Genomic DNA, 24,659 nt, shown 5'->3' with positions numbered 1-24,659 from the left:
AAAAACCTGTCCGGTGTGAGTCGGACAGGTTTTTTTATGCGTGCAGCTTAAGCGCCGGCGCCAAAACCACGCGCCATCAAGCTGGCCAGCAGCGGCAGGATCAACAGTATCAGCAGCTCAAGGCGGATAGTCATGATCACCAGTTTGCCTTTGCGCTCGCTGACGTCTGGCACCTCGCCTGCGTTGACGCTGTTGCGCCAGTTGATGAATACAAATGTCGGCAGGATGGACAGCAGCCCGACCAGCAGGAACAGGCCGAGCTTGATGTGGAATACGCCGTTATACAGGTAGTATTCCCAGCCCTTGCCAAACCACATCACCCGCGCTGCGCCGGTTATCAGCACCAGTGCGGCGCAGAGGCCATAGGCCAGATCGGTGATGATCAGTGTCTTGGCGCGCTGTAGATCGAGCGGACGCTTGAACAACACATGCTCGATGGACAGCAACGCGAACAGACCGAATATCGACAGAAAATGCAGGTAGGCGGCAATTGCGGCGGCCATTGGCAGTTCCTCAGGCAGGGGCGAGAGTGCTTGAGCTTGGGTTGGCGACAGAGACGCGGTTACGGCCGCTGCGCTTGGCGTGATAGAGCGCCTTGTCGGCGCGCTGCATGGCCTGGCGTATGTCTTCCGGCGGCTCTACCAGTGTGCAGCCGATACTGATGGTCAGCGCCAGTTCGGCGTTTTCGATGATCATCGGCGAGTCGCCGATTTTGCTGCGAATGCGTTCGGCAATCTGCTCCAATTCGCTGATGTCATGCACCTGCGTGATAATCACGAACTCTTCGCCGCCACTGCGTGTGACGATGTCATGCGGGCGCATGGCGTCGCTGATACGCCGGGCGCTCTGCCAGAGCACGCGGTCGCCGCTGTCATGGCCGAAGTTGTCGTTCACATGCTTGAAGTGATCAAGATCGCAATAGAGCAGGCCCAAGCGCAGATTGTGCTCTTTGGCGTGGAGTTGTTCGATGGCCAGAAAGTGATCAAGACCGGCGCGGTTCCACAGTTGCGTCAGGGGGTCGAGCAGGGCTTTGCGCTGTTCGCGGCTGAGTTCGTCGCGCAGCTCCTTCGACTGCAGGCTGATTTTGCGCAGCTGCAAATAGCCTTCGGCCAGCGTGGCCATGTCCTTGAGCAGTTGTTGCTGCTTTGCGCTCCACTCACGTGGCGCTGTGTCCAGCAGGCATAAGGTGCCGAGTGCATAGCCGTCGCTGCTGTAGAGCGGCTGGCCGGCATAAAAGCGCAGGTGCGGGGCTTCGGTTACCAGCGGATTGTCTTTGAAGCGCGGGTCTTGCTGGGCATCTTCGACAATCATCATTTGTGAGCCGAGAATCGCATGGCCGCAAAACGAAACGCTGCGCGGAGTCTCGGCAATATCGGCGCCGATGCGCGCCTTGAACCACTGGCGCTGCTGATCGATCAGGCTGATCAGCACCGATTTGACCCCGAACAGATCGCGCACAACCCGCACCAATACATCCAGATACGGTTCGGCGGGAGTATCGAGCAGCTCCTGCTCATCCAGCGCTTTCTGACGCAAGGCTTCGTTGGCCGGTGTCTCAGGGCAGAGCATGCGATTTTCCTTATTAGGAACGAGGACTAAACCATAGATCATCTCTCGTCATATGGTAAGCATAGCCACCCAGCGTCAGGCCGCGCAATATCATGAAACCGAGGAATGCCAGCCATAAACCATGATTGCCCAGACCTGTCAGCAGCCAGCCCAACAGCAGGCTCAGGGCCACGGCGAGCAACATGGCGTTGCGCATTTCGCGGGCGCGGGTTGCGCCGATGAACAAGCCATCCAACAGGTAACTCCACACCGCCAGCAACGGCAGCAGTGCCAGATACGGCAGGTATTCGAGGGCGGTTTCACGCACGCTGTCGATGCTGGTTTGCATGCCGATGAACTGTTCACCCGCCAACGCAAAGAACAGTGCGAAACCAACACTGGCGAACAGTGACCAGCCAGCAGAGACGATTAAGGTGCGGCGCAATCCCACCCGGTCGCGTGCGCCGAGGGCGTGGCCGCACAGCGCTTCCACCGCATGAGCCAGGCCATCGAGCGCGTGCGCAGTCAGTAACAAGCCATTAAGCAACAAAGCGTTGGCAGCGACAGTCGAGTCGCCCAGACGCGTGCCCTGCACGGTGATCAAGAAGAACACCAACTGCAAAGCCAGGGTGCGGATGAAAATGTCGCGGTTCACTGCCAGCAATGGCCGCCAGTTCAGCCAACGGCGCAGCGCGCTCCAGTCAATAGTTCCTGCGTAGGCACTGAGCGCCCGGCGTGCAAGCCACAGGCCGAGCAACGCACCGCTCCACTCGGCGACAACCGAGGCCCACGCCGCCCCCGCGACGCCAAAGTTCAAGCCGAGAACTAGCAGTAAATCCAACCCAACATTGAGCAGGTTGGTGGTCAGCAGAATCGCCAGTGGCCCGCGCGCGTTCTGGGTGCCGAGCAGCCAGCCAATCAGCGCATAAGTCGCCAACGCGGCGGGCAAGCCGAACAGGCGAATCTGAAAGTAATGGCGGGCCAGATCATCCAGCTCGGCTGAGGGCTGCATCAGCGCCAGCGCGGCATGGCTAAAGGGCAGGGCGATGATTATCAGCAATGCGCTCAGCGCCACGCCAAGCAGCAACCCTTGCGTGAGCACCTGCCGCAGCGCGCTGCCATCTTCGCGACCGGCTGCCTGTGCGGCAAAGCCAGTGGTGCCCATGCGCAAGAATCCCATCGCCCAGGTGAGCAGGGTGTAAAGGCTCGCGCCTACCGCCACCGCGGCCAGTTGGTAGGCGTGCGGCAAATGACCGACCACGGCGCTGTCGACCAACGCCACCAGCGGTACAGAAATATTCGACAAAATCATCGGCGCCGCCAGCGCCCAGACTCGTTTATGGGTTGGGCTATGGCGCCAGGCATCTAGTATCAGTGACATGAAAAACTCCGCTATGGCGGCCACTATACGTGCCCATCAGGGGATTGGTTAAGGGTGATTTCAACGCGCGGGCCAGATGCCACATTGATTCATGCAATTGCGTCATTGGGACGCAATCGGCAGTCGTCTATAGTGGGTGCTTTGCAACCGGCGAATAACGGAGACGGGTGATGCTGAACAAAGGACTGCTGTTGGCGATAGCGCTGGGTTTGCTCAGCGCGTGCGACTCATCCGAGCCCGCCAAAGTCACTATCACTGAGCCCGCTGGCAGTGCCCAACAGACTGCCCCCGCAGCCCCGCGTCCAGCCGTTGACCGGGAGGCGCTGGCCAAGCGTTATGCGGGCCGCGAGCTGACGGTTGCCGATGCATCGGAAGTGCAGATTGACGGAGCCAGCGCGCTCTCGATCAGCTTCTCGGTGCCACTTGAGCCGGATCAGGATTTCGCCCAAAAGCTGCATCTGGTCGACACCCAAACCGGCAAGGTAGATGGCGCGTGGGAGTTGTCCGACTCGCTCACAGAGTTGCGCCTGCGCCACCTTGAGCCGGATCGCAAGTTGGTGCTTACCGTCGATGCCGGGTTGCAGGCAATCAATGACACTGAGTTGGCCAAAGAGCACATCACCCGCCTGCAAACCACAGACATGCAGCCCAGTGTCGGCTTCGCCAGTCGTGGTTCGCTGCTGCCTACTCGCTTGGCTGAGGGCTTGCCGGTAATCACCCTGAATGTGGATCAGGTCAACGTCGAGTTCTTCCGCATCAAGCCGCAGTCGCTGCCCAGGTTTCTCAGTGAATGGGGCACCAACAGCAATCTCGAAAGCTGGCAGGCCAACTCTCTGCTGCCAATGGCGGAACTGGTATACGGCGGGCGCTTCGATCTGCAGCCCGAGCGCAACACCCGCGAAACCGTGATGCTGCCGATTGCCGGGCTCGAACCGTTCAAGCAGCCCGGCGTGTATCTGGCCGTGATGAAAGCTGCCGGCACCTATAACTATTCGGTGCCGGCAACGCTGTTCACCCTGAGCGACATTGGCCTCTCGGTGCACCGTTACAACAACCGGCTCGATGTCTTCACTCAGGCGTTGGCAGGCGGTGGTGCGCAGGCGGATGTAGCGCTTGAAGTGCTCGACGGCAAAGGCCGTGTGCTGGCCGAGGGCAAGACTGATAGTAAAGGCCATGCCGAATTGCCGCTGCCGCCCAAGGCGCAGGTGATTATTGCTCGGCAAGGCGAGCAGACCAGCTTGCTGCAACTCAACAGCTCGGCGCTGGATCTGGCCGAGTTCGATATCAGCGGGCCAGCGGCTCACGCCTTGCAGTTTTTTGTATTTGGCCCGCGTGATTTATACCGGCCAGGCGAGACGGTGCTGCTCAATGCGCTGCTTCGCGATGCCGATGGCCGTGCGGTCAACAACCAGCCCGTGAGTGTTGAAGTGCGCCGGCCCGATGCGCAGGTGAGCCGTAAGTTTGTCTGGAACGCCGATGACTCAGGTCTTTATCAATATGAGCTGCAACTGGCCGAGGAAGCGCCAACGGGGCGCTGGCAGCTGCTGCTCGATCTGGGCGATGGCGCGCCGCAACTGTATGAGTTTTCGGTCGAGGACTTTCTGCCAGAGCGCCTGGCGCTGGAACTGAAAGGTCAGGATCAGCCGCTGAAACCGGCGCAACATGCGCAGTTCGAGGTGAATGGCCGTTATCTTTACGGCGCGCCGGCCAGTGGCAATCGCATCAGCGGGCAACTCTATGTGCGGCCGCTGCGTGATGCCGTGGCGAGTTTGCCTGGTTATCAGTTCGGCTCGGTCACCGAGAAAGAGCTGAGTCAGGATCTGGAGTTGGATGAACAAACTCTGGATGAGCAGGGCAACACCACGCTGGACATCGAAAGTCGTTGGGACACGGTCAAGTCGCCGCTCAAACTGATATTGCAGGCGAGCCTGCAAGAGTCTGGCGGTCGGCCCATAACCCGGCGGCTGGTGCAGCCGGTTTGGCCAGCTGAGCGTTTGCCCGGCATTCGCGGGCTGTTTGAAGGTGATCAGGTCGATGCCGACGGGCTGGCCAATTTCGAGATTCTGCTGGCCGATCCGGCGGGGAACAAACTGGCAGCGGACGCGTTGACCGTGCGTCTGGTGCGTGAACGCCGTGATTACTACTGGACCTTCTCGGACAACGACGGCTGGAGCAATAACTACAACGAGAAATTCCTCACCCTCAGCGAAGAGCAAGTCAGCGTTGCTCAAGGCTCGACGGCCAAGGTCAGTTTCCCGGTGGAGTGGGGCCCGTATCGGGTCGAGGTGATTGACCCGCAAAGCAAGATGCTCAGCAGTGTGCGCTTCTGGGCGGGTTATCGCTGGCAGGACAATGCCGAAGGCGGCGCGGTGCGCCCGGACCAAGTCAAGCTGGCGCTGGATAAACCCGCTTATGCGAACGGCGAAACCGCAAAGGTAACTGTTACCCCGCCAGTTGCGGGCAGTGGCTATTTGCTGGTCGAGTCGAGCGAGGGCCCGCTGTGGTGGCAACCGATTACGCTGCCAGCGCAAGGCCAGACCTTCGAAGTGCCGATCAGCAAAGACTGGCTGCGCCATGATCTCTACATCAGCGCGCTGGTGATTCGTCCGGGCGAGCGCAAGAGCAATGCCACACCAAAGCGGGCGGTCGGGATTCTGCACTTACCGCTGCAACGCGAGCAGCGCAAGCTCAGCCTGAACCTGCAAGCGCCAGAAAAAATGCGCCCCAAGCAACCACTGAATATTCAGGTGCAGGCACAAAATGCTGACGGCAGTGCGGCCAAACAAGCGTACGTGCTGGTGGCGGCGGTGGATTCGGGGATTCTTAATATCACCGAGTACCCAACGCCAGACCCCTATTCGAATTTGTTCGGGCGCAAGGCATACGGCGCCGACCAACTCGACGTATTCGGCCAGCTTATCGAGGCCGGGCAGGGACGGATGGCCAAGCTGGCATTCGGCGGCGACGCGGCGCTGGCGGGCGGCGGCAAACGGCCTGAAAGCAATGTGCTGATTGTCGCGATGCAAGCCAAACCGGTGCAGCTCGATGAGCAGGGCAAGGGCACTGTCAGCCTGGACATTCCCGACTTCAATGGTGAGTTGCGGCTCATGGCGCAGGTCTGGACCGATCAGCGCTATGGCATGGCCGAAGCCAAAACAGTCGTCGCTGCGCCGCTGGTGGCTGAGCTTTCGACGCCGCGCTTTCTTGCCGGCGGGGATGAAACCACGTTGGCGCTGGACTTGAGTAATCTCACCGAGCAGGCGCAGACACTCGACGTGCAACTCGGGATCAGCGGCCAGCTTGAATGGGTCGATGCGCAATTAGCTAACTCCACACTCACACTTGAACCGGGCCAGCGCAGCACGCTGCACATTCCGGTGCGGGCACTGGGCGGCTTTGGCCAAGGCAAGATCGAACTCAAGGTCGATGGCCTGAGCCTGCCGGATGAGCAGTTGGCGGCCTTGCAGCGTGACTGGACGCTGGGTATTCGTCCGGCTTATCCCGCACGCCTTGAACACATGCGCAGCGTGCTCAAGGGCGACAAATGGCAAATGCCTGCCGGCACGCTGGCGGCATTTGAACCTGCCGGTTTGCAAGCTCGACTGGCGGTTTCGAGCCGGCCGCCGCTTAACCTTGGCGAGCAGATTCGTGCGCTCAAGGCTTATCCGTACGGCTGCCTTGAACAGACCGCCAGCGGTCTGTATCCGTCGCTTTACGCCGATGCTGCGATCATCAAACGGCTGGGTCTGGAAACCGAACCGGATGAGCAGCGCAAGCGTTCAATCGAGCTGGGTATCGAGCGCTTGCTGAGCATGCAGCGTTACAACGGCAGCTTTGGTTTGTGGGGCGCCGACAGTGATGAGGAATATTGGCTGACAGCCTATGTCACTGACTTTTTACTGCGCGCTCGCGAGCAAGGTTTTGCCGTGCCTGAAGAGGCCATGAAAAAGGCCAACGAGCGCCTGCTGCGCTATGTGCAGGAGCGCAATCTGATCGATGTCGGTTATAGCCAGAGCCTCGATCACACCCGCTTTGCCGTGCAGGCCTATGCAGGTTTTGTGTTGGCGCGCAGCCAGCAGGCGCCGCTTGGCGCGTTGCGTAATCTGTATGATCGGCGCAACGATGCCGAGTCGGGCTTGCCGCTGGTGCAGTTGGCGATTGCCCTGCAGAAAATGGGCGACCAACCGCGTGCCGACGATGCGCTGCGGGCAGGGCTGAGCCGTCAGCGCGACAGCGAGCGTTGGTTAGGTGATTACGGCAGCCAGTTGCGTGATCAGGCGTTGATCATGGCGCTGCTGGAGGTATATGACCTGGCCCCGACTGTGCGTGAGGCCCGGCTGTTTACCCTGGCGGATGAGCTGGCCGCGCAGCGCTGGTTATCGACGCAGGAGCGCAATGCGCTGTATCTGGCCGGACGCAATCTGCTGAGTAAACCCGAGCAGCCGTGGCAGGCCCAACTGCAAAGCGGCAGCCTGGCGTTTGAGCTGAGTAATGCGCAATCGGCGATCAAGCTCGACGGCAAGGATCTGGCCGAGCCGTTGACGCTCAGCAGTGCTTCGGAGCAACCTTTGTATCAGCAGCTCACGTTGTCCGGCTATCCGCGTAACGCCCCGGTTGCCGGTGGCGAGAACCTGAGCATTGGCCGCGATTATCTGGACATGCAGGGCCAGCCGCTGAACCTCGAAGAGCTTGATAGCGGCCAGTTGGTGCTGGTGCATCTGGTGGTTGCGGCCAAGGAGCGCGTGCCGGATGCGCTGGTGGTCGACCTGTTGCCGGCAGGGCTGGAGTTGGAGAATCAGAATCTGGCGCAAAGCGCTGCCAGCCTTGAGGATGCCAGCAGCGAAACCAAGGAGTGGCTGCAGTCGATGCAGAATGCCAACCTCAAGCATCAGGAGTTCCGTGGCGATCGCTATGTCGCGGCGCTGGATCTCGACGGCTATGGCAGCACCCATCTGTTGTATCTGGCGCGGGCCGTAACGCCCGGCAGCTACCGCGTGCCGCCGCCTCAGGTTGAGTCCATGTACCGGCCCAACTGGCAGGCAATCGGCGATGCATCGGAGAAAATGGTGGTACGCAGCCGCTGATATTTCCGGCGCTTGGGGATTGCGCCGTAACGGCTGCAATCCCGGCGCGGCTGGAGTTTTAGCGGCGGCTGTAGTCGTGCTGTAGTTTAATCGGGTGCGTCAGGTTATCAGGCCGCTGAGGATCCACAGGCCGAGAAACAACCAGCATACGCCACCGATAATGGCTTTGCGCATGAAGGCGCGAACCGCCGCGTAAAGCAGCAACAGGCCGATGATCAGCACCACAATGCTGAGAAACGACGGGGTAATTCCGAGGGTTTTCGACATGCCATCAATGAAGCCGCTGAAGGCATTGCCGAACAATCCAAAGAAGCTGCTGAGGCTTTCGACAATGAAACGAATCACCGTGCCGAAGGCTTGGCCGAGTGATTCAAAAAATCCTGCTACCTGTAAATGTGGGTTCATTTGACGCCTGTAATCAATCCATCCATCCGCTACATACCGGCAAGCTGTGAAGGCTGCCGGGCAGTTATGCGCGCTAGTGTGCCAGTCATTGGCCACTGTTGCAGCGCAATTGGATGGGCTGCTGCGTTCGGTTGGCGGGTGCGGCAGTGAACCTGTGGAAAACCCTGCGCGTGCGCTGGCAGCAGTTGCGCCGGCGCACGCGTTGGTTGTTGGCCGCTCCATTGATGCTTTGCGCGCTGTTGTGGGTCGCTGATCTGTTGTTTCCGTTACAGCTGCCCGAAGATGATCTGGCACGGGTGGTGCTGGCCGAAGACGGCACGCCGCTGTGGCGCTTCGCCGATGCCGATGGCGTGTGGCGCTATCCGGTCAGCAGTTCGCAGGTGTCGCCGTATTATTTGCAGGCGTTGCTGGCGTATGAAGATCGCTGGTTTTATCAGCATCCGGGCATCAATCCGCTGGCGCTGTTGCGCGCCACTTGGCAGAACCTGCGTGGCGGGCGTGTGGTTTCCGGCGGCAGCACGTTGTCGATGCAGGTGGCGCGTTTGCTCGACCCGCATGCGCGCAGTTTGCCGGGCAAGCTCAAGCAGGTCTGGCGCACGCTGCAACTGGAGTGGCACCTGAGCAAAGATCAGATCCTTACGCTGTATCTGAACCGCGCGCCATTTGGCGGCACGCTGCAAGGCGTTGCTGCTGCCAGTTGGGCGTATCTGGGCAAACCGCCGAGCCGGATGACTCATGCCGAGGCGGCGCTGTTTGCGGTGCTACCTCAGGCACCCAGCCGGTTGCGTCCCGATCGTCATCCGCAGCGTGCACAGGCTGCCCGCGACAAGGTTCTGCGGCGTCTGCAGGCGTTCGATGTGTGGCCTGCCAGCGCCATCAACGATGCGCTGCAAGAGCCGGTGTTGCTGGCGCCGCGTCAGGAGCCGCGTTTAGCGCCACTGCTGGCGCGCCGGCTTAACCATGCCGACAGCCCGCCGCTGATTCACACCACGCTGGATGCCAGTTTGCAGCGCCGCCTTGAGGACATGCTCATGGGCTGGCGGGCACGATTGCCCGAGCGCACCTCGGCGGCAATCGTGGTAGCCGAGTTACCCAACATGCAGGTGCGCGCCTACCTTGGCTCTGTGGATATCGGCGATGCCAAGCGCTTTGGTCATGTTGATATGGTGCATGCGCTGCGCTCGCCCGGCTCGACCCTGAAACCGTTCCTCTACGGCATGGCGCTGGATGGCGGGCTGATTCATTCCGAGTCGTTGTTGCAAGATGTTCCCCGGCGTTACGGCGATTACCGACCCGGCAATTTTGCCGCGAGTTTCAGCGGCCCGGTTTCGGCCAGCACTGCGCTGTCGCGATCGCTCAACTTGCCAGCGGTGCAGTTGATCGAAGCCTATGGCCCGAAACGCTTTGCCGGCGAGTTGCGCAATGCGGGAGTGCCATTGGCCTTGCCGCCGCTGGCGCAGCCTAATCTGGCGATAATTCTCGGTGGCGTGGGCAGCCGACTGGAGCAATTGGTGAGCGGCTACAGCGCGTTCGGGCGTTCCGGAATGGCTGCTGGGCTGCGTTTTAAGCCGCAGGATGCCCTGCGCGAGCGACGTTTGTTGTCTGCGGGCTCTGCGTGGATTATCCGGCGGATTCTCAGCGGTCAGGCGCGCCCGGAAATCGACCCGCGTGCGCAGTTGGTGCGGCGCTCCACGCTCGCCTGGAAAACTGGTACCAGCTACGGCTTTCGTGATGCCTGGGCGATTGGCGTGGCGCCGCGTTACGTGATTGGTGTGTGGATTGGCCGTCCCGATGGCACGCCGGTTTCGGGCCAGTTTGGTCTGGCCTCGGCAGCGCCGATGTTGCTGCAAGTGCATGACATTCTGGCCAATCGCGACAGCCAGCGAGCAATCCCATTACCGGCTGATCCGCAACCCGCGTCGGTCGGCGTCGCCGCGATCTGCTGGCCATTGGGTCAGCCACTTGGCAAAGACTCGGCCAATTGCCGGCGTCAGCGTTTCGCCTGGACTCTGGATGGCACCACGCCGCCCACCTTGCTGGCAGCGGATCAGCCCGCCGGGCTCGGTCTTAGCCAAACCATCTGGGTCAATGAGCAGGGCTTGCGGGTCGATGCCAGTTGCAGCGGCGCCAAACCCGAGATGTTGGCGCTTTGGCCGGCGCCGCTGGAACCGTGGTTACCCAGCCGTGAAAGACGCAGCGCACGGCTGCCTGTGGCGTCGCCTGAATGTCCGCCGCGCAACGGTTTGGCCAGCACTTCGCTGGATATCGTCGGCATTCGCGAGGGCGATCAGCTGCGCAGCCCGACCGGCGCTCAAGGGCCGCGCCTGCGCCTGAGTGCGATTGGCGGCAGCGGCAAGCGCTGGTGGTTTCTTAATGGCCGGCAAGTGGCGGAAACACTGCCCGACGCCAGCTTCGATCATGTGCTGGAGCGCAGCGGGGTGTATCAACTCAGCGTGCTCGACGAAAGCGGCCAGACCGCTCAGGTGAGTTTTCGCGTGAGCCGTTAATGCCACTGTACCCGTGGTTTTATTGATGACTGTATCGGTGCGCCATGCAGTGACAATGTTTTTATATGTGTTTTTGATTTGCGCGCATTCAATCGGAGCCCGGCCATGACGCCAAAAGACTTGCTACTCGCGTTATGGGTAATCGTGTTGTGGGGGCTCAACTTCGTCGTCATCCGCATCGGTCTCGATGGGCTACCACCGTTGTTGCTGGGTGGCCTGCGGTTTTGTCTGGCGGCATTCCCGGCGATATTTTTTATCCGGCGTCCGCAGGTGCCGTTACGCTGGTTGCTGGCGTACGGCCTGACCATCTCGTTTGGCCAGTTCGCCTTTCTGTTTTCGGCCATGTCTGTGGGCATGCCCGCAGGTCTGGCCTCGTTGGTGTTGCAGTCTCAGGCTTTCTTCACCCTGTTGTTCGCCGCGATGGTGTTGGGCGAGCGGGTGCGTCCGGTTAACGTGCTGGGCATGCTGATTGCCGCTGGCGGATTACTCTTGATCGGCGCACAGAGCGGCACCAGCACGACCCTTGCCGGCCTGTTGCTGACGCTCTGCGCCGCCGCCATGTGGGCCATGGGCAATATCATCACTAAGCGCGTCGGTCAGGTTGATCTGGTGGCCTTGGTGGTGTGGGGCAGTTTGGTGCCGCCATTGCCATTCTTTGCTATGTCGCTATGGGTGGAAGGGCCGGAACTGATCGAAACGTCTCTGCGCAATATCAGTCTCAGCTCGATTGGTGCGCTGGCGTATCTGGCGTTCGCCGCCACGCTCATGGGTTACGGGCTCTGGAGCAAATTGCTCTCGCGTTATCCGGCCAGCCAGGTCGCGCCGTTCTCGATGCTGGTGCCCATTATCGGCCTTAGCTCATCGGCGCTGCTGCTCGGCGAGCGCCTCACACATTGGCAAATGGCCGGCACGGTTCTGGTGATGGCAGGGCTGGCCATCAACGTATTCGGCGGGCGTTTCATCAGCCGTTTCAGCGCTGCTCGCGGTAATGCCCTGTAGCCGGTTAAACAACGCGCAGATGCTTGGCCTGCGCTGACACGCAAGTTCGTAAACACGCCCCTCATACACCCGCTCAACATTACGCGGCGCTCATATCAGCCGCCGTGATAATCACAATCGTGACCATTTACTTCTGCAGATTCAGGCGCCGGTGGATTATCGCTCCACCGGGCAACGCCCGCTCCTACAGAAGGAATATCAGCATGAATCGTTTCGCCGCTATTGCCAGTCTGCTCGCCGCTTCGGCATTCACCACAAGTGTCAGCGCAGAAAGCCAGCGCCAGCTCGATAAGGCGCGTGCCAGCTCTGTGAAAACTCAACCGGCCAGCGAAGCTGCGCGCCCATAAGCGCGCAAACAGCTTCGCCAGATACTGGAGTGCGAGATGACAACTGCCCAATGGTTTGCCGCTAAAGACGTGTATGGCGTGACCTACGCAACGATTAATGAGTGCGGCATTCACTATGAGTCCGAGCTGGCGGTGCAACTCAGTGACGGCCAACTCACCACGCTGAGCATTCCTACTCAACTGAGTGAGCGGTTGGCCATCGAGCAATTGGTTTGCCCGCGCACATGTCAGTAACCGCAGCTTCAGCAACCTCAACCCAACCCTGACCAAGGCCCTTTGAACATCGTCTGGCGCGTGCATCATGAAACTGAAAAATCGCAACATGCTGGTCATCGCCGCACTGGCGATCATGACCAATGGTCTGTCTTTACTCGGCCTGGATTACGGCTCTGCCGGCGCACTGGCGCGCACGATTGAGTGCAAGTCGAACATTGCGCGCAATATCGAGGTCGCCGACCGCCTGAAGAAATTGCTTGGCCAGCCGCCGTGCCGCCCTGAGACTGAATTCGCGCCGCGCTTCAGCCTCGTGTGAGACGCGTGCTCAGGCCCTGTATACGCCTCTGGCTGGCGCGCTGAAGCTGCTGCTTTAGTCGAGATCACGTGGCGTAAATTTGCAGTGCAGCTAATCTTTCTCCTGATATGTCCGGCAACGTCCCGGACATCACTGCCTGATGCAGGAGAGTCATGATGGATATGAACCGTCGACAGTTCTTCAAGGTCTGTGGTGTAGGTCTTGGAACATCGAGCCTGGTTGCGCTGGGAGCCGCCCCAACGGCTGCTTACGCCGATCAGGTCAGACACTACAAGCTCACCCGTACCATAGAAACCCGCAACACCTGCCCGTATTGCTCCGTTGGCTGTGGCCTGCTGATGTACAGCCAGGGCGATGGCGCGAAGAACGTTGCGCAGAACATTATTCACATCGAGGGCGACTCCGATCACCCGGTCAACCGCGGCACGCTGTGCCCTAAAGGTGCCGGCCTGCTCGATTTCGTCCACAGTCCCAGCCGCCTGCAATATCCGCAGGTGCGCGAAGCGGGTTCCACCGAGTGGAAGCGCGTCGAGTGGGATGATGCGCTGGACCGCATCGCCAAGCACATGAAGACCGACCGCGACGCCAACTTTATCGAGCGCAACGAGCAGGGCCAAACGGTCAATCGCTGGTTGAGCACCGGTTTCCTCGCGGCGTCGGCCTCGTCCAACGAAGCGGGCTACATCACTCACAAAGTGGTGCGTTCACTCGGCATATTAGGATTCGATAACCAAGCACGTGTCTGACACGGCCCGACGGTGGCAAGTCTTGCCCCGACGTTTGGCCGCGGCGCCATGACCAATCACTGGACCGACATCAAGAATGCCGATCTGGTTTTGATTATGGGCGGCAATGCTGCTGAAGCGCATCCGTGCGGCTTCAAATGGGTGACCGAAGCCAAGGCGCACAACAACGCCAAGCTGATTGTGGTCGATCCGCGCTTCACCCGTTCTGCCTCGGTGGCAGACTTGTACGCGCCGATCCGCACCGGCACCGACATCGCGTTCCTCGGCGGGTTGATCTACTACCTCATCGAGAACGACAAGTACCAGCACGAGTACGTGCGTAACTACACCGACGTCAGCTTTATCGTGCGTGAAGGTTACGACTTCGAGGCCGGCTTCTTCAGTGGTTACGACGAAGCCAAACGTGGCTATCCGGATAAATCTGGCTGGGGCTACGAGATTGGCGAAGATGGCTATGCCGTGGTCGATCCAACGCTGAGCCACCCGCGCTGCGTATTCAACCTGCTGAAGAAACACTACAGCCGCTACACGCCGGATATGGTCAGCAGTATTTGCGGCACGCCGAAAGCGCAGATGTTGCAGGTATGGGACACCATTGCCGAAACATCTGCACCGGGCAAAGTCATGACCATCATGTACGCGCTCGGCTGGACGCAGCACTCAACCGGCTCGCAGATGATCCGCACTGGCGCAATGTTGCAGTTGCTGTTGGGCAATATGGGTATGCCCGGCGGTGGCATGAACGCCTTGCGCGGCCACTCCAATATTCAGGGGCTTACCGACCTCGGCTTGCTCTCCAACTTGCTGCCTGGCTACCTGACGCTGCCCAGCGATGCTGAGCAGGATTACGCCGCGTACATTGCCAAACGGGCGAGCAAACCGCTGCGTCCGGGGCAGTTGTCTTACTGGCAGAACTACGAGAAATTCCACGTCAGTTTGATGAAGGCCTGGTACGGCAAAAACGTCAGCGCCGAGAACAACTGGGGCTACGACTGGTTGCCGAAACTCGATGCGCCGGCACCCGGTTACGACGTGTTGAAAGTCTTCGACATGATGTACCAGGGCCAGGTCAACGGTTACTTCTGTCAGGGCTTCAACCCGATTGCCTCGTTCCCCAACAAGGCCAAGGTTGGCGCGGCACTGGCCAAGCTCAAGTATCTGGTAATCATGGACCCACTGGCGACGGAAACGTCCGAGTTCTGGCGCAATGTCGATGAGTTCAATGCGGTCGACACCGCCAGTATCCAGACCGAAGTGTTCCGTTTGCCAACGTCCTGCTTTGCCGAAGAAGACGGTTCGCTGGTCAACAGCGGTCGCTGGTTGCAGTGGCACTGGAAGGGTGCCGAGCCACCGGGCCAGGCACGTACCGACATCGCGATCATGTCCGGTTTGTATCACCGCTTGCGCACCATGTACGCGCAGGACGGCGGCAAATTCCCCGACCCGATCCTCAATCTCGACTGGCCGTATTTGCAGCCCGACGAACCTTCACCCGAGGAGGTGGCGAAGGAGTATTCAGGCAAGGCCCTGACTGATCTCAACGATCCAGCTACCGGCGCATTGTTGGTCAAGGGTGGCGAGCAATTGGCCGGTTTTGCCCAATTGCGTGCCGACGGCAGCACCGCCAGCGGTTGCTGGTTGTTCTGTGGTTCATGGACCCAGCAAGGCAACCAGATGGCGCGGCGCGATAACGCTGATCCGTATGGCATCGGTCAGACGCTCGGCTGGGCGTGGTCCTGGCCTGCCAACCGGCGGATTCTCTACAACCGCGCTTCGGCAGACGTTTCCGGCAAACCGTGGGAGGGCCTGAAAAAACCGTTGGTGTTCTGGAATGGCAAGTCGTGGACCGGCGCGGATGTGCCGGACTTCAAAGCCGACTCGCCACCGGATGCGGGGATGAATCCGTTCATCATGAACCCGGAAGGGGTAGCGCGTTTCTTTGCCGTCGACAAGATGGCCGAGGGGCCATTCCCTGAGCATTACGAGCCGTTCGAGACGCCAATCGGGCGCAACCCGTTGCATCCGGATGATCCGCGCGTCACCAGCAATCCGGCGGCGCGGGTGTTCAAGGGCGACATGGAATTGTTCGGCACCGCCGAGGAGTTCCCGTACGCGGCAACAACCTATCGCCTCACCGAACACTTCCACTTCTGGACCAAACATTGTCGACTCAATGCAATTGTGCAGCCTGAGCAGTTTGTCGAAATCAGTGAAGTGTTGGCCAAGCAGCTGGGAATCGGCGTTGGTGATCGGGTCAAGGTGTCGTCCAACCGTGGCTACATCAAGGCGGTTGCGGTGGTCACTAAACGCCTGAAACCGCTAACGGTGGATGGCAAGACCGTGCATCAAGTCGGCATTCCGCTGCATTGGGGATTCTCCGGCTTAACGCGTAACGGTTACCTGACCAACACTCTGACTCCCTTCGTCGGCGACGCTAACACCCAGACGCCGGAATTCAAATCCTTCCTCGTTAACGTGGAAAAGGCATAGGAGCTGACGCATGGCTACTCAAGACATCATCGCCCGCTCCGCCACGACCACCCCCTCATCGTCTGTCCGGCATGTGGACGAGGTGGCAAAACTCATCGACGTATCCAAGTGCATCGGCTGCAAGGCCTGCCAGGTGGCGTGCTCGGAATGGAACGAACTGCGTGACGAAGTCGGCCATAACCACGGCACGTACGAAAGCCCGGCAGACCTCTCGTCCGAGTCATGGACACTGATGCGCTTTGCCGAACACGAGGATGAAGCCGGCAAGCTTGAATGGTTGATCCGCAAGGATGGCTGTATGCATTGCGCCGAGCCGGGCTGCCTCGCGGCATGCCCGAGCCCTGGCGCAATTGTTCAGTACGCCAACGGCATCGTTGACTTCAATCAGGACCATTGCATCGGTTGCGGCTACTGCATCACCGGTTGCCCGTTTGATGTGCCGCGTATCTCGCAAAAAGATAACAAGGCCTACAAGTGCACCCTGTGTTCAGACCGCGTCGGGGTGGGGCAGGAGCCTGCCTGCGTGAAAACCTGCCCAACCGGCGCCATCGTGTTCGGCACCAAGGATGACATGAAAGAGCACGCCGCCGAGCGTATCGTCGACCTCAAATCACGTGGCTATGAAAATGCCGGCCTGTACGACCCCGCCGGGGTTGGCGGCACGCACGTGATGTATGTGCTGCACCACGCCGACTCACCCACGCTGTACTCGGGTTTGCCGGCTAATCCATCGATCAGCCCAATGGTGCAAGTGTGGAAGGGCGTCGCCAAACCGCTCGGTTTGCTGGCGCTCGGCGCAACTGCACTGGTCGGCTTCCTGCATTACCTGCGCGTAGGTCGCAACGTGGTTGAGGAAGACGAGCCGGTAACGGTTGGCGAAGCGGAAACCGTGGTGCACAAGGTTGATCCGTCTGTGCATGAATTTGACCCCAAAGCGCCGCGTTGAAACGGCGCGCAGGAGTTCAAGATGAAACATGACATTCAACGTTACGGCGCAGGCGACCGGACTAACCACTGGCTGGTGGCGCTGCTGTTCATATTGGCCGGGCTTTCCGGGCTGGCGCTGTTTCATCCGGCGCTGTTCTGGCTGACCCATCTGTTTGGCGGCGGGCCGTGGACGCGCATTCTGCATCCGATCATGGGTGTGGCGATGTTCGTGCTGTTTGCCTGGCTGGTGCTGCGTTTTATCGGCCACAACATGATCGACGCTAATGATCGCAAATGGCTCAGCCAGATTGGCGACGTAGTAAACAATCACGAAGAAATGCTGCCGCCAGTCGGGCGTTACAACGGCGGGCAGAAGCTGCTGTTCTGGGTGCTGTTGCTGTGCATGCTGGTGCTGTTGGTCACTGGCGTGGTGATCTGGCGCGAGTACTTCAGTCACTTGTTTGGCATTGAGCTGATTCGCCTGTCGGTGCTGCTGCATGCCCTGGCGGCGTTTGTGCTTATCGCCAGCATCATCATCCACGTGTACGCCGGTATCTGGGTCAAGGGTTCGATGGGCGCGATGCTCACCGGCTGGGTCAGCCGGGGTTGGGCGCGCAAGCACCATGCCCAATGGTACAAGGAGCAGGTCAGTAAGCAGGAACAAAAGCCCTGAGCAATATCTACGGCTCAGGCACTGCTTTATGTGCTACGGCGGCCATTGAGTCACCGACGCCCGCGCAGGGTGAAGTCCCTGCGCGGGCGTAATTTTGAGCTATACCTATGGTTGCAGTTACGGCGAGTTGCCTGCATTAAACTGATCAAGGAGTCCTGCGTGCCAGGCCAGATATTACAACCCGGTCAGATCGAATCTTCGGCGAATATTCCGCCGTTCCTGAATCCCCCCACCGAGCAGTTATTCAAACGTCGAGCCGAGCGTTTCAGCCGATTAGCTGAAGGCCATCCGGTGGCCGCCTACTTGTTGCTGATGGCCGATTTGTGCAGCGCCCAGCAACGCGCGCTGGATGGATTAGCGCCATTGCCCGGGCCGGATGAAGCCGCCGCCCGGCTCAGCATTGAGCACCACATGCCGCCACTGGCCTATGACACGCTGGTGCGTGGCGGTAACTGGCTACCGGCGGTGGATGCGCTGCTTGAGCAGCTGCCCGCGCCGCAAAATCCAGCCGTTGAAGCCGCCCTTGCACAATTGCGCGAGGCCGATAACGGCCAGCGCAAAGCCTGGGCAATTGCATTGCTCAGCGGCCAGTTCGATTTACTGCCGCCCGCTTTAGTGCCTTATCTTGGCGCTGCCTTGCAAGTGGCGTTCAGCCAGTGGCTGCTGGGTTTGCCAGAGGGCCTGTTAACCGAGAGCGAAAGCCGAACCTTGTGTCCGGCGTGCGGTTCGCCGCCTGTTGCGGGCATGGTGCGCCATCGCGGCAAACAGATTGGCCTGCGTTATCTGACCTGCTCGCTGTGCTCGTGCGAGTGGCATTACGTGCGGGTCAAATGCAGCCATTGTGAAGAGAGCAAGCAGCTCGGCTATTTGTCTCTGGAGCAGGCCGCCGATAAACCGGAGAAGGCCGCCTTGCGCGCCGAGGCATGCCCTAATTGTCAGGGTTACCTCAAGCAGTTCTATCTGGAGTACGACAGCGAAGCCGAGGCGATGGCGGATGATCTGGCCAGCCTGGATCTGGACATGCGTCTGGCTGAGGAAGGTTATCAGCGCCGCGCACCCAATCTGCTGTTAGCGCCGGGCAGCGAGTAACTGCCGCCACTCCATGTGCTCAAGGACATGCCATGAACGCCATCCGACTTCCTTCGGTCGATCGCCTGCTGCGCAGCGCGGCGATTGAGCCGTTGCAACAACGCTATGGCCGTGAGGCCATTGTTAAAACCCTGCGCGACCTGCTTGATGAATTACGCGGCCCCGCGCAACTCGGCAGCCTGACTGCCATTGAATTGAGCGAGGCGGTTATCGCCGGGCGAGCCGGCGAGCGGCTGGCTCAGGCGCATTCGAGCAAGGTGCGCCGCGTGTTCAACCTCACCGGCACCGTGTTGCACACCAATCTGGGCCGCGCCTTGCTGCCCGAAGAAGCCATCGAGGCGATCACTCAGGCGGCACGTTATCCGCTTAACCTGGAGTTCGATCTGGCCACCGGCAAACGCGGCGACCGCGATGACCTTATCGCCGGATTGATCCGCGAGCTGACCGGCGCCGAGGCGGTTACCGTGGTCAACAACAATGCCGCTGCGGTGTTGCTCGCGCTCAACAGCCTAGGCGCGCGCAAGGAAGGTGTGATTTCGCGTGGCGAGTTGATCGAGATTGGCGGAGCATTTCGTATTCCCGACATCATGGCCCGCGCCGGGGTAAAACTGGTCGAAGTCGGCACCACCAATCGCACCCACGCCCGTGATTATGAGGCGGTGATCAACCCGCGTACCGGCCTGCTGATGCGCGTGCACACCAGCAACTACAGTGTGCAGGGTTTCACCGCCAGCGTGCCGACTGCCGAGCTGGCAAAGATTGCCCACGCCAACAACGTGCCGCTGCTTGAAGACCTCGGCAGCGGCACGCTGGTTGATCTTACGCGCTGGGGATTACCCAAAGAGCCTACCGTGCAGGAAGCGCTGGCCGATGGCGCGGATATCGTCACCTTCAGCGGCGACAAACTGTTGGGCGGCCCGCAAGCCGGGATCATTCTTGGCAGCCGCGAGTTGATCGGCAAAATCAAAAAGAACCCACTGAAACGTGCGCTGCGTGTGGATAAGTTGACCTTGGCCGCGCTGGAAGCAGTACTCGGTTTATACCGAGATCCGGACCGGCTCGCCGAGCGACTCACCAGCTTGCGCCTGCTCAGCCGTGCGCAGGCAGATATCCACCAGCAGGCCGAGCGCATTGCGCCGCTACTGCGAGCGCAACTCAATGAGCATTGGCAGCTCAGCGTGGAACCGCTTCTGGGCATGATCGGCAGTGGCGCGCAGCCCGTGGCACGGCTGGCCAGCGCGGGGCTATGCGTGCGCCCGCTGCAATCCAAACGCCTGCGCGGACGCGCGTTGCGTGGGCTTGAGGAATGCCTGCGAACGCTGCCGATTCCGGTTCTCGGGCGCATTGATGATGACGCCCTGTGGCTCGACTTGCGCCAACTCGATGACGAGCCCGCATTCATCGCGCAACTGCCGGTGCTGGGCGATTACCTGACGCAAAGCCTATGACTATTCAGCTCGCCGCAATTTCTGCCGGTGTTGGAGCGCGCCCATGATCATCGGCACGGGCGGGCATATCGACCACGGCAAAACCGCCTTGCTGCAAGCGCTCACCGGTATTGCCGGAGACAAGCGCCCGGCAGAGCGTGAGCGCGGCATCACCATCGATCTGGGTTACTTGTACGCCGATTTGGGTGACGGCCAGCTCTGCGGTTTTATCGACGTGCCCGGCCATGAGCGTTTCGTGCACAACATGCTCGCCGGCTCCAGCGGCATCGACTTGCTGTTGCTGGTGGTGGCCGCTGATGATGGTGTCATGCCGCAAACGCGCGAGCATCTGGCCATAGCCGGGCAACTGGGTATTCGCCGGGCATTGGTGGCGTTGAACAAGATTGATCGCGTCGATCCCGAGCGCGTCGTAAATGTGCAGCGGCAGATACGCCAACTGCTGGCAGACGGGCCGTTCAGCGCGGCGCCAATCCTGCCGGTTTCAAGTATCACCGCCAGCGGCATAGAAGAGCTGCGCAGCGCATTACTCAGCGCCACAAACGAGGTGCAATCGCGCAGCAATAGCGGCTACTTCCGTTTGCCGATAGACCGGGCGTTCTCAGTGGCCGGCGCGGGCGTGGTCGTTACCGGAACCGCCTTTGCCGGGCGGGTGCAAGTAGGCGATGAATTGCTGCTCAGTCCCAGCGGCCGCCGCGTGCGAGTGCGTGGCCTGCATGCGCAGAATCAGCCTGCCGAACAGGCAAAGGCAGGGCAGCGCGTAGCCCTCAACATTACTGGCGAGCGACTGGCGTTGGAGCATGTGCGCCGTGGTGACTGGCTGCTGACCGCGGAGCTGCATGCACCCACCACGCGGCTCGACATCCAACTGCAATTGCTGCCCAGCGAGACGCGCGAATTCAGCCACTGGACGCCGGTGCATGTGCACCTCGGCGCACAGGATGTTACCGGGCGGGTGGCGCTGCTTGAAGGCAGTAGCCTGCAACCGGGCCAGCAGGGTTTTGCGCAACTGCTGCTGAATGCGCCGGTGCATGCCGTGCACGGCGATCGTCTGGTTTTGCGTGATCAAGCGGCGCAGCGAACCCTCGGCGGCGGGCGCGTACTTGACCCATTTGCCCCAGCGCGCAATCGACGTTTGCCTGCACGTTTGGCGCAGCTGCAAGGCCTACAAACCGATGTGTTCGAACAGGCGCTGCAAAGCCTGCTGAAGAATGCGCAAAACGGCCTCGATCCGGCCCTGCTCGAACGTCAGTTCAATCGTCCGCGTGCGAGTTGGCAATTGCCGGCAGACACCGTGGAAATCAGCACACGGCTTGGCCCACGGCTATTCACCCAAAGCCACTGGCAAGCATTGGCGGCGCGCCTGCTGGCGGGGCTTGAGCGATTTCATCAGCAATCCGCCGACGAACTCGGGCCAGACCGTGACCGACTGCGCCGCTTCGCACTGGCCGATCTGGAACGACCGATATTTATCACCCTGCTTGAGCAGGCGCTGGCCAGCGGAAATGTCGGCAGCAGTGGGCCGTGGTTGCATCTGCCTGATCACAGTGTGCAGCTTGGCGTCGATGATGAAGCCCTGCGCGACCGGATATGGCCATTGTTGCTGAGCGGAAACTTCGACCCACCGTGGGTACGCGACATCGCCGCGAACTTACAAACCGATGAGGCCGCTACGCGCTTATTGCTGCGCAAACTGGCGCGCCTTGGCGCACTGCATCAAGTAGTCAAAGACCTCTTCTACCCCGAGCAAACCATCCGCCAACTGGCAGCAATCGGAGTTGGCTTGCAACAACAAAACGGCTCGATAAAACCCGCCGTCTGGCGCGACAGCCTGGGCATTGGCCGCAAACGCAGCATCCAGATACTCGAATACTTCGACCGCATCGGCTTCACCCGCCGCTTGGTAGGTGAACGCAAAGTTCGCGAGGAGTCAGCCCTGGCCAATTCAAAACCATCCGAACCAACCACCCAACCGGAGGATGGAACCCCGCAGGGTTTCCGTCACGAAGCCAAACCCGCAAAACAATAACCAGCCCCGCCCCGAATCACCATGACGGAAGCCGCTGCGCAGATTCCATCCTCCATCAAAACCACCAAGCCCAACCGGAGGATGGAACCCCGAAGGGTTTCCGTCACAAGGCCAAACCCGCCAAACAATGACCAAGCCCCGCCAAAATCGCCATGACGGAAGCTGCTGCGCAGATTCCATCCTCCACCCAAAACTCCAAGCCCAACCCGGAGGATGGAATCCCGCAGGGTTTCCGTCACAAGGCCGAACCCGCAAATCAATAATCAAGCCCCGCCCCAAATCGCCATGACGGAAGCAACTGCGCAGATTCCATCCTCCACCTCAAATCTCCAACCCAACCCGGAGGATGGAACCCCGCAGGGTTTCCGTCACAAGGCCAAACCCGCAAAACAATGACCAAGCTCCACCCCAAATCGCCATGACGGAAGCTGCTGCGCAGATTCCATCCTCCACCCAAACCTCCAAGCCCAACCGGAGGATGGAACCCCGAAGGGTTTCCGTCATTGAGGCACCCCAGTTATATTCATGTTGCCCAAGATTGCCCTGCGTAACGGCTCGCACCTTCACCCAAGCAACGGTCAATCTTGAACTCTGGATTAGGCGTCATTCATTAAGGGAATTTCATGGTCACTTGCCATCTGCGCTACATCATCGATGCATACAAACTCAAAGAGTTTGAACATTACGCAAAGCTCTGGATTCCACTGGTAGAAAAATTTGGCGGCCAACATCACGGCTACTTTCTTCCTTCCGAAGGCGCCAACAATGTAGCGCTGGCCATGTTCACATTCCCAAGCCTTAGTGCTTACGAGCAATATCGAGCAGCATCAATGCAAGACCCAGAATGCATCGCCGCCTTCAAATACGCCGAAGAAACCCGCTGCATCATCAGCTACGAACGCACCTTCTTCCGCCCCCTGTTTAACGAAAACGCCAAGCCGTAGACCGGCGAGCACATCACCAAACCAAGGGACAAATCGGCTAAACCTGTTACCCACAAGCTTATGATCATGGGCTATGCTGATCGGGCGTCGAGCCTCACCAATGCCATTGCTGCTAAGGAAGGTTTCACAGGTTTAATCCTCAATACGGAAGGCAATCACGCCCGGTGGCGTGGCCGGGCTTCAAACCCGGTAGGGGACGGCAGCCGTTCCTAGGTAAGTTCGACTCTTACTGCCTTCCGCCATTTACGCCTCCTTTTCCGTACAGGTCGTTAATCCGTACGTTATTCAAATCCTTTGAAACTTTACTGCAGTCCTGTTTTGGATTTTTGCTGCAAATCAGTGTGGCTAATTTTCTAGAGGCTAGTATCAGTGGACCTACTACAAGGAGCAGTTTATGGATTTTTTAGAGCGATTGAATACCTTGTCGGCCAAAATACGCCAGCAAGGTGCCTCAATAAAAACGGAAGAAGCTACAAAAAACGCTTTCGTCATGCCATTTATTAACGCTGTCCTTGGGTATGATGTTTTTGATCCATCTGAGGTGACCCCAGAGTTTGTTTGTGATGTAGGCACTAAAAAGGGTGAAAAAATTGACTACGCAATTCTTAGCAGTGGCGAGGTACAAATTCTAATCGAGTGCAAAAAGATTGGTGAGTCGCTAAGCCTGAATCATGCAAGTCAACTGTTTAGATATTTTCACGTTACTAATGCGCGCATATCGATTTTAACAAATGGTCAGATTTTCAAGTTTTATACTGATTTAGACGCACCGAACAAGATGGATGAAAAACCCTTTCTTGAGTTAGATCTTCTGGATATTGATGAGCATGTGGTTCCAGAACTCCAGAAGCTTACAAAATCTGCTTTCGACGTCGAATCGATCATCAGTGCTGCGGGTGAATTGAAGTACGTCAGCCAGATTAAGAAAGAAATTGGAACTCAGCTGACTAATCCAGATGATGAGTTTGTAAAGTTTTTTGCTACTCGAGTTTATGATGGAATGATCACGCAAAAGGTGAGAGACCAGTTCAGCGTTTTGACACGTAAGGCTGCTTCCCAATTTCTTAGTGATCAAGTTAACGACCGCTTGAAGTCTGCCATGAGTGGCGCGGTGATGCCTTCATATGCACTTGAGGATGCCGGCCCTAAGAGCTTGGATAAAGACTCAGAGGATGCTACAGAGGTTGACGATACTCGAATTGTTACCACGCTCGATGAACTAGAAGGCTTTCATATCGTTAAAGCTATAGTACGCGCAGTTGTTGATGCTAAGCGAATAATCCACCGAGATACGCAAAGTTACTTTGGTGTGTTGCTCGATGATAATAATCGTAAGCCCATCTGCCGTCTTCACTTCAATCGGACCCAAAAATATTTAGGTATTTTTGATAATGAGAAAAATGAAATTCGTCATCCGATTGAGACGCTAGATGATATATATGAATTTTCTCAGCAATTGAAAGACACTGTGGCTTACTACGATTAGACATGTGCAACTGCCCCAATAACAAAA

Annotated in this window: 18 protein-coding genes and 1 tRNA gene; 15 read left to right on the top strand and 4 right to left on the bottom strand. The window is 59.1% G+C overall.

Features of this window, described 5'->3' with window-relative positions:
* Positions 1–47 precede the first annotated feature (47 nt).
* The 3 genes from BM395_RS16210 to BM395_RS16200 are packed head-to-tail and all read right to left on the bottom strand — an operon-like array spanning position 48 to position 2,929.
* Positions 48–503, bottom strand: a complete 456-nt coding sequence (locus tag BM395_RS16210; protein WP_090513728.1) for a DUF2214 family protein — start codon at positions 501–503, stop codon at positions 48–50.
* A gap of 10 nt (positions 504–513) precedes the next feature.
* Positions 514–1,569, bottom strand: coding sequence for a GGDEF domain-containing protein (locus BM395_RS16205; protein WP_090513725.1), 1,056 nt, complete (start codon positions 1,567–1,569; stop codon positions 514–516).
* Between the two features lie 13 nt (positions 1,570–1,582).
* Positions 1,583–2,929 (bottom strand): MATE family efflux transporter, encoded by a 1,347-nt coding sequence (locus BM395_RS16200; protein WP_090513722.1) that lies wholly within the window; start codon positions 2,927–2,929, stop codon positions 1,583–1,585.
* Between the two features lie 170 nt (positions 2,930–3,099).
* Here BM395_RS16200 and BM395_RS16195 point away from each other — a divergent pair, with 170 nt between their 5' ends.
* Positions 3,100–8,013: an alpha-2-macroglobulin family protein gene (locus BM395_RS16195; RefSeq protein WP_090513719.1), complete on the top strand. Its 4,914-nt coding sequence runs from the start codon at positions 3,100–3,102 to the stop codon at positions 8,011–8,013.
* A 99-nt stretch (positions 8,014–8,112) separates the two neighbouring features.
* Here BM395_RS16195 and BM395_RS16190 read toward each other — a convergent pair whose 3' ends face one another.
* Positions 8,113–8,418, bottom strand: a complete 306-nt coding sequence (locus BM395_RS16190) for a hypothetical protein (RefSeq protein WP_069902495.1) — start codon at positions 8,416–8,418, stop codon at positions 8,113–8,115.
* 170 nt (positions 8,419–8,588) lie between these two features.
* Here BM395_RS16190 and pbpC point away from each other — a divergent pair, with 170 nt between their 5' ends.
* The 14 genes from pbpC (at position 8,589) to BM395_RS16120 (ending at position 24,632) form a co-directional block, all read left to right on the top strand.
* Positions 8,589–10,925, top strand: a complete 2,337-nt coding sequence (gene pbpC / locus BM395_RS16185) for a peptidoglycan glycosyltransferase PbpC (RefSeq protein ID WP_280142250.1) — start codon at positions 8,589–8,591, stop codon at positions 10,923–10,925.
* Between the two features lie 105 nt (positions 10,926–11,030).
* On the top strand, positions 11,031–11,924 hold the full coding sequence (locus BM395_RS16180) for an EamA family transporter (protein ID WP_090513713.1): 894 nt from the start codon (positions 11,031–11,033) through the stop codon (positions 11,922–11,924).
* 203 nt (positions 11,925–12,127) lie between these two features.
* Positions 12,128–12,271, top strand: coding sequence for a hypothetical protein (locus tag BM395_RS23395; protein ID WP_170827806.1), 144 nt, complete (start codon positions 12,128–12,130; stop codon positions 12,269–12,271).
* Between the two features lie 36 nt (positions 12,272–12,307).
* The gene (ptrC, locus tag BM395_RS16175; protein ID WP_069902497.1) at positions 12,308–12,505 is read left to right on the top strand and encodes a type III secretion system co-regulatory protein PtrC; all 198 of its coding nucleotides are present in this window, start codon (positions 12,308–12,310) and stop codon (positions 12,503–12,505) included.
* 67 nt (positions 12,506–12,572) lie between these two features.
* Positions 12,573–12,803 carry a hypothetical protein gene (locus BM395_RS16170; RefSeq protein WP_090513709.1) on the top strand — a complete coding sequence of 77 codons (231 nt, stop codon included), beginning with the start codon at positions 12,573–12,575 and terminating at the stop codon, positions 12,801–12,803.
* Positions 12,804–12,958: 155 nt separating this feature from the next.
* Positions 12,959–16,039, top strand: a complete 3,081-nt coding sequence (gene fdnG / locus BM395_RS16160; protein WP_141124101.1) for a formate dehydrogenase-N subunit alpha — start codon at positions 12,959–12,961, stop codon at positions 16,037–16,039.
* A 10-nt stretch (positions 16,040–16,049) separates the two neighbouring features.
* Positions 16,050–16,985: a formate dehydrogenase subunit beta gene (fdxH, locus tag BM395_RS16155; RefSeq protein ID WP_090513703.1), complete on the top strand. Its 936-nt coding sequence runs from the start codon at positions 16,050–16,052 to the stop codon at positions 16,983–16,985.
* A 21-nt stretch (positions 16,986–17,006) separates the two neighbouring features.
* Positions 17,007–17,639, top strand: coding sequence for a formate dehydrogenase subunit gamma (locus tag BM395_RS16150; RefSeq protein WP_090513700.1), 633 nt, complete (start codon positions 17,007–17,009; stop codon positions 17,637–17,639).
* Between the two features lie 159 nt (positions 17,640–17,798).
* Positions 17,799–18,728, top strand: a complete 930-nt coding sequence (fdhE, locus tag BM395_RS16145) for a formate dehydrogenase accessory protein FdhE (protein WP_090513697.1) — start codon at positions 17,799–17,801, stop codon at positions 18,726–18,728.
* 32 nt (positions 18,729–18,760) lie between these two features.
* On the top strand, positions 18,761–20,176 hold the full coding sequence (gene selA / locus BM395_RS16140; RefSeq protein WP_090513694.1) for an L-seryl-tRNA(Sec) selenium transferase: 1,416 nt from the start codon (positions 18,761–18,763) through the stop codon (positions 20,174–20,176).
* 43 nt (positions 20,177–20,219) lie between these two features.
* Entirely contained in the window at positions 20,220–22,202 is a 1,983-nt protein-coding gene (gene selB, locus BM395_RS16135) for a selenocysteine-specific translation elongation factor (protein ID WP_090513691.1), read from the top strand.
* A gap of 623 nt (positions 22,203–22,825) precedes the next feature.
* Positions 22,826–23,146: an NIPSNAP family protein gene (locus tag BM395_RS16125; RefSeq protein ID WP_090513684.1), complete on the top strand. Its 321-nt coding sequence runs from the start codon at positions 22,826–22,828 to the stop codon at positions 23,144–23,146.
* 146 nt (positions 23,147–23,292) lie between these two features.
* Positions 23,293–23,388: transfer RNA gene (locus tag BM395_RS23390), tRNA-Sec, on the top strand.
* 152 nt (positions 23,389–23,540) lie between these two features.
* Positions 23,541–24,632, top strand: a complete 1,092-nt coding sequence (locus BM395_RS16120) for a type I restriction endonuclease (protein WP_090513682.1) — start codon at positions 23,541–23,543, stop codon at positions 24,630–24,632.
* Positions 24,633–24,659 lie beyond the last annotated feature (27 nt).

This window comes from Pseudomonas marincola (assembly GCF_900116605.1).
Lineage (GTDB): Bacteria > Pseudomonadota > Gammaproteobacteria > Pseudomonadales > Pseudomonadaceae > Aquipseudomonas > Aquipseudomonas marincola.
The sequence above is the reverse complement of the archived record's forward strand: the minus strand, read 5'-3'. Positions and strand labels throughout refer to the sequence as shown.

Excerpts from the sequence above, each read along its gene's own strand:
- BM395_RS16210 (WP_090513728.1), bottom strand. The coding sequence starts at position 503 with ATGGCCGCCGCAATTGCCGCCTACCTGCATTTTCTGTCGATATTCGGT.
- BM395_RS16205 (WP_090513725.1), bottom strand. The coding sequence starts at position 1,569 with ATGCTCTGCCCTGAGACACCGGCCAACGAAGCCTTGCGTCAGAAAGCG.
- BM395_RS16200 (WP_090513722.1), bottom strand. The coding sequence starts at position 2,929 with ATGTCACTGATACTAGATGCCTGGCGCCATAGCCCAACCCATAAACGA.
- BM395_RS16195 (WP_090513719.1), top strand. The coding sequence starts at position 3,100 with ATGCTGAACAAAGGACTGCTGTTGGCGATAGCGCTGGGTTTGCTCAGC.
- BM395_RS16190 (WP_069902495.1), bottom strand. The coding sequence starts at position 8,418 with ATGAACCCACATTTACAGGTAGCAGGATTTTTTGAATCACTCGGCCAA.
- BM395_RS16180 (WP_090513713.1), top strand. The coding sequence starts at position 11,031 with ATGACGCCAAAAGACTTGCTACTCGCGTTATGGGTAATCGTGTTGTGG.
- BM395_RS23395 (WP_170827806.1), top strand. The coding sequence starts at position 12,128 with ATGAATCGTTTCGCCGCTATTGCCAGTCTGCTCGCCGCTTCGGCATTC.
- ptrC (WP_069902497.1), top strand. The coding sequence starts at position 12,308 with ATGACAACTGCCCAATGGTTTGCCGCTAAAGACGTGTATGGCGTGACC.
- BM395_RS16170 (WP_090513709.1), top strand. The coding sequence starts at position 12,573 with ATGAAACTGAAAAATCGCAACATGCTGGTCATCGCCGCACTGGCGATC.
- fdxH (WP_090513703.1), top strand. The coding sequence starts at position 16,050 with ATGGCTACTCAAGACATCATCGCCCGCTCCGCCACGACCACCCCCTCA.
- BM395_RS16150 (WP_090513700.1), top strand. The coding sequence starts at position 17,007 with ATGAAACATGACATTCAACGTTACGGCGCAGGCGACCGGACTAACCAC.
- selA (WP_090513694.1), top strand. The coding sequence starts at position 18,761 with ATGAACGCCATCCGACTTCCTTCGGTCGATCGCCTGCTGCGCAGCGCG.
- selB (WP_090513691.1), top strand. The coding sequence starts at position 20,220 with ATGATCATCGGCACGGGCGGGCATATCGACCACGGCAAAACCGCCTTG.
- BM395_RS16125 (WP_090513684.1), top strand. The coding sequence starts at position 22,826 with ATGGTCACTTGCCATCTGCGCTACATCATCGATGCATACAAACTCAAA.
- BM395_RS16120 (WP_090513682.1), top strand. The coding sequence starts at position 23,541 with ATGGATTTTTTAGAGCGATTGAATACCTTGTCGGCCAAAATACGCCAG.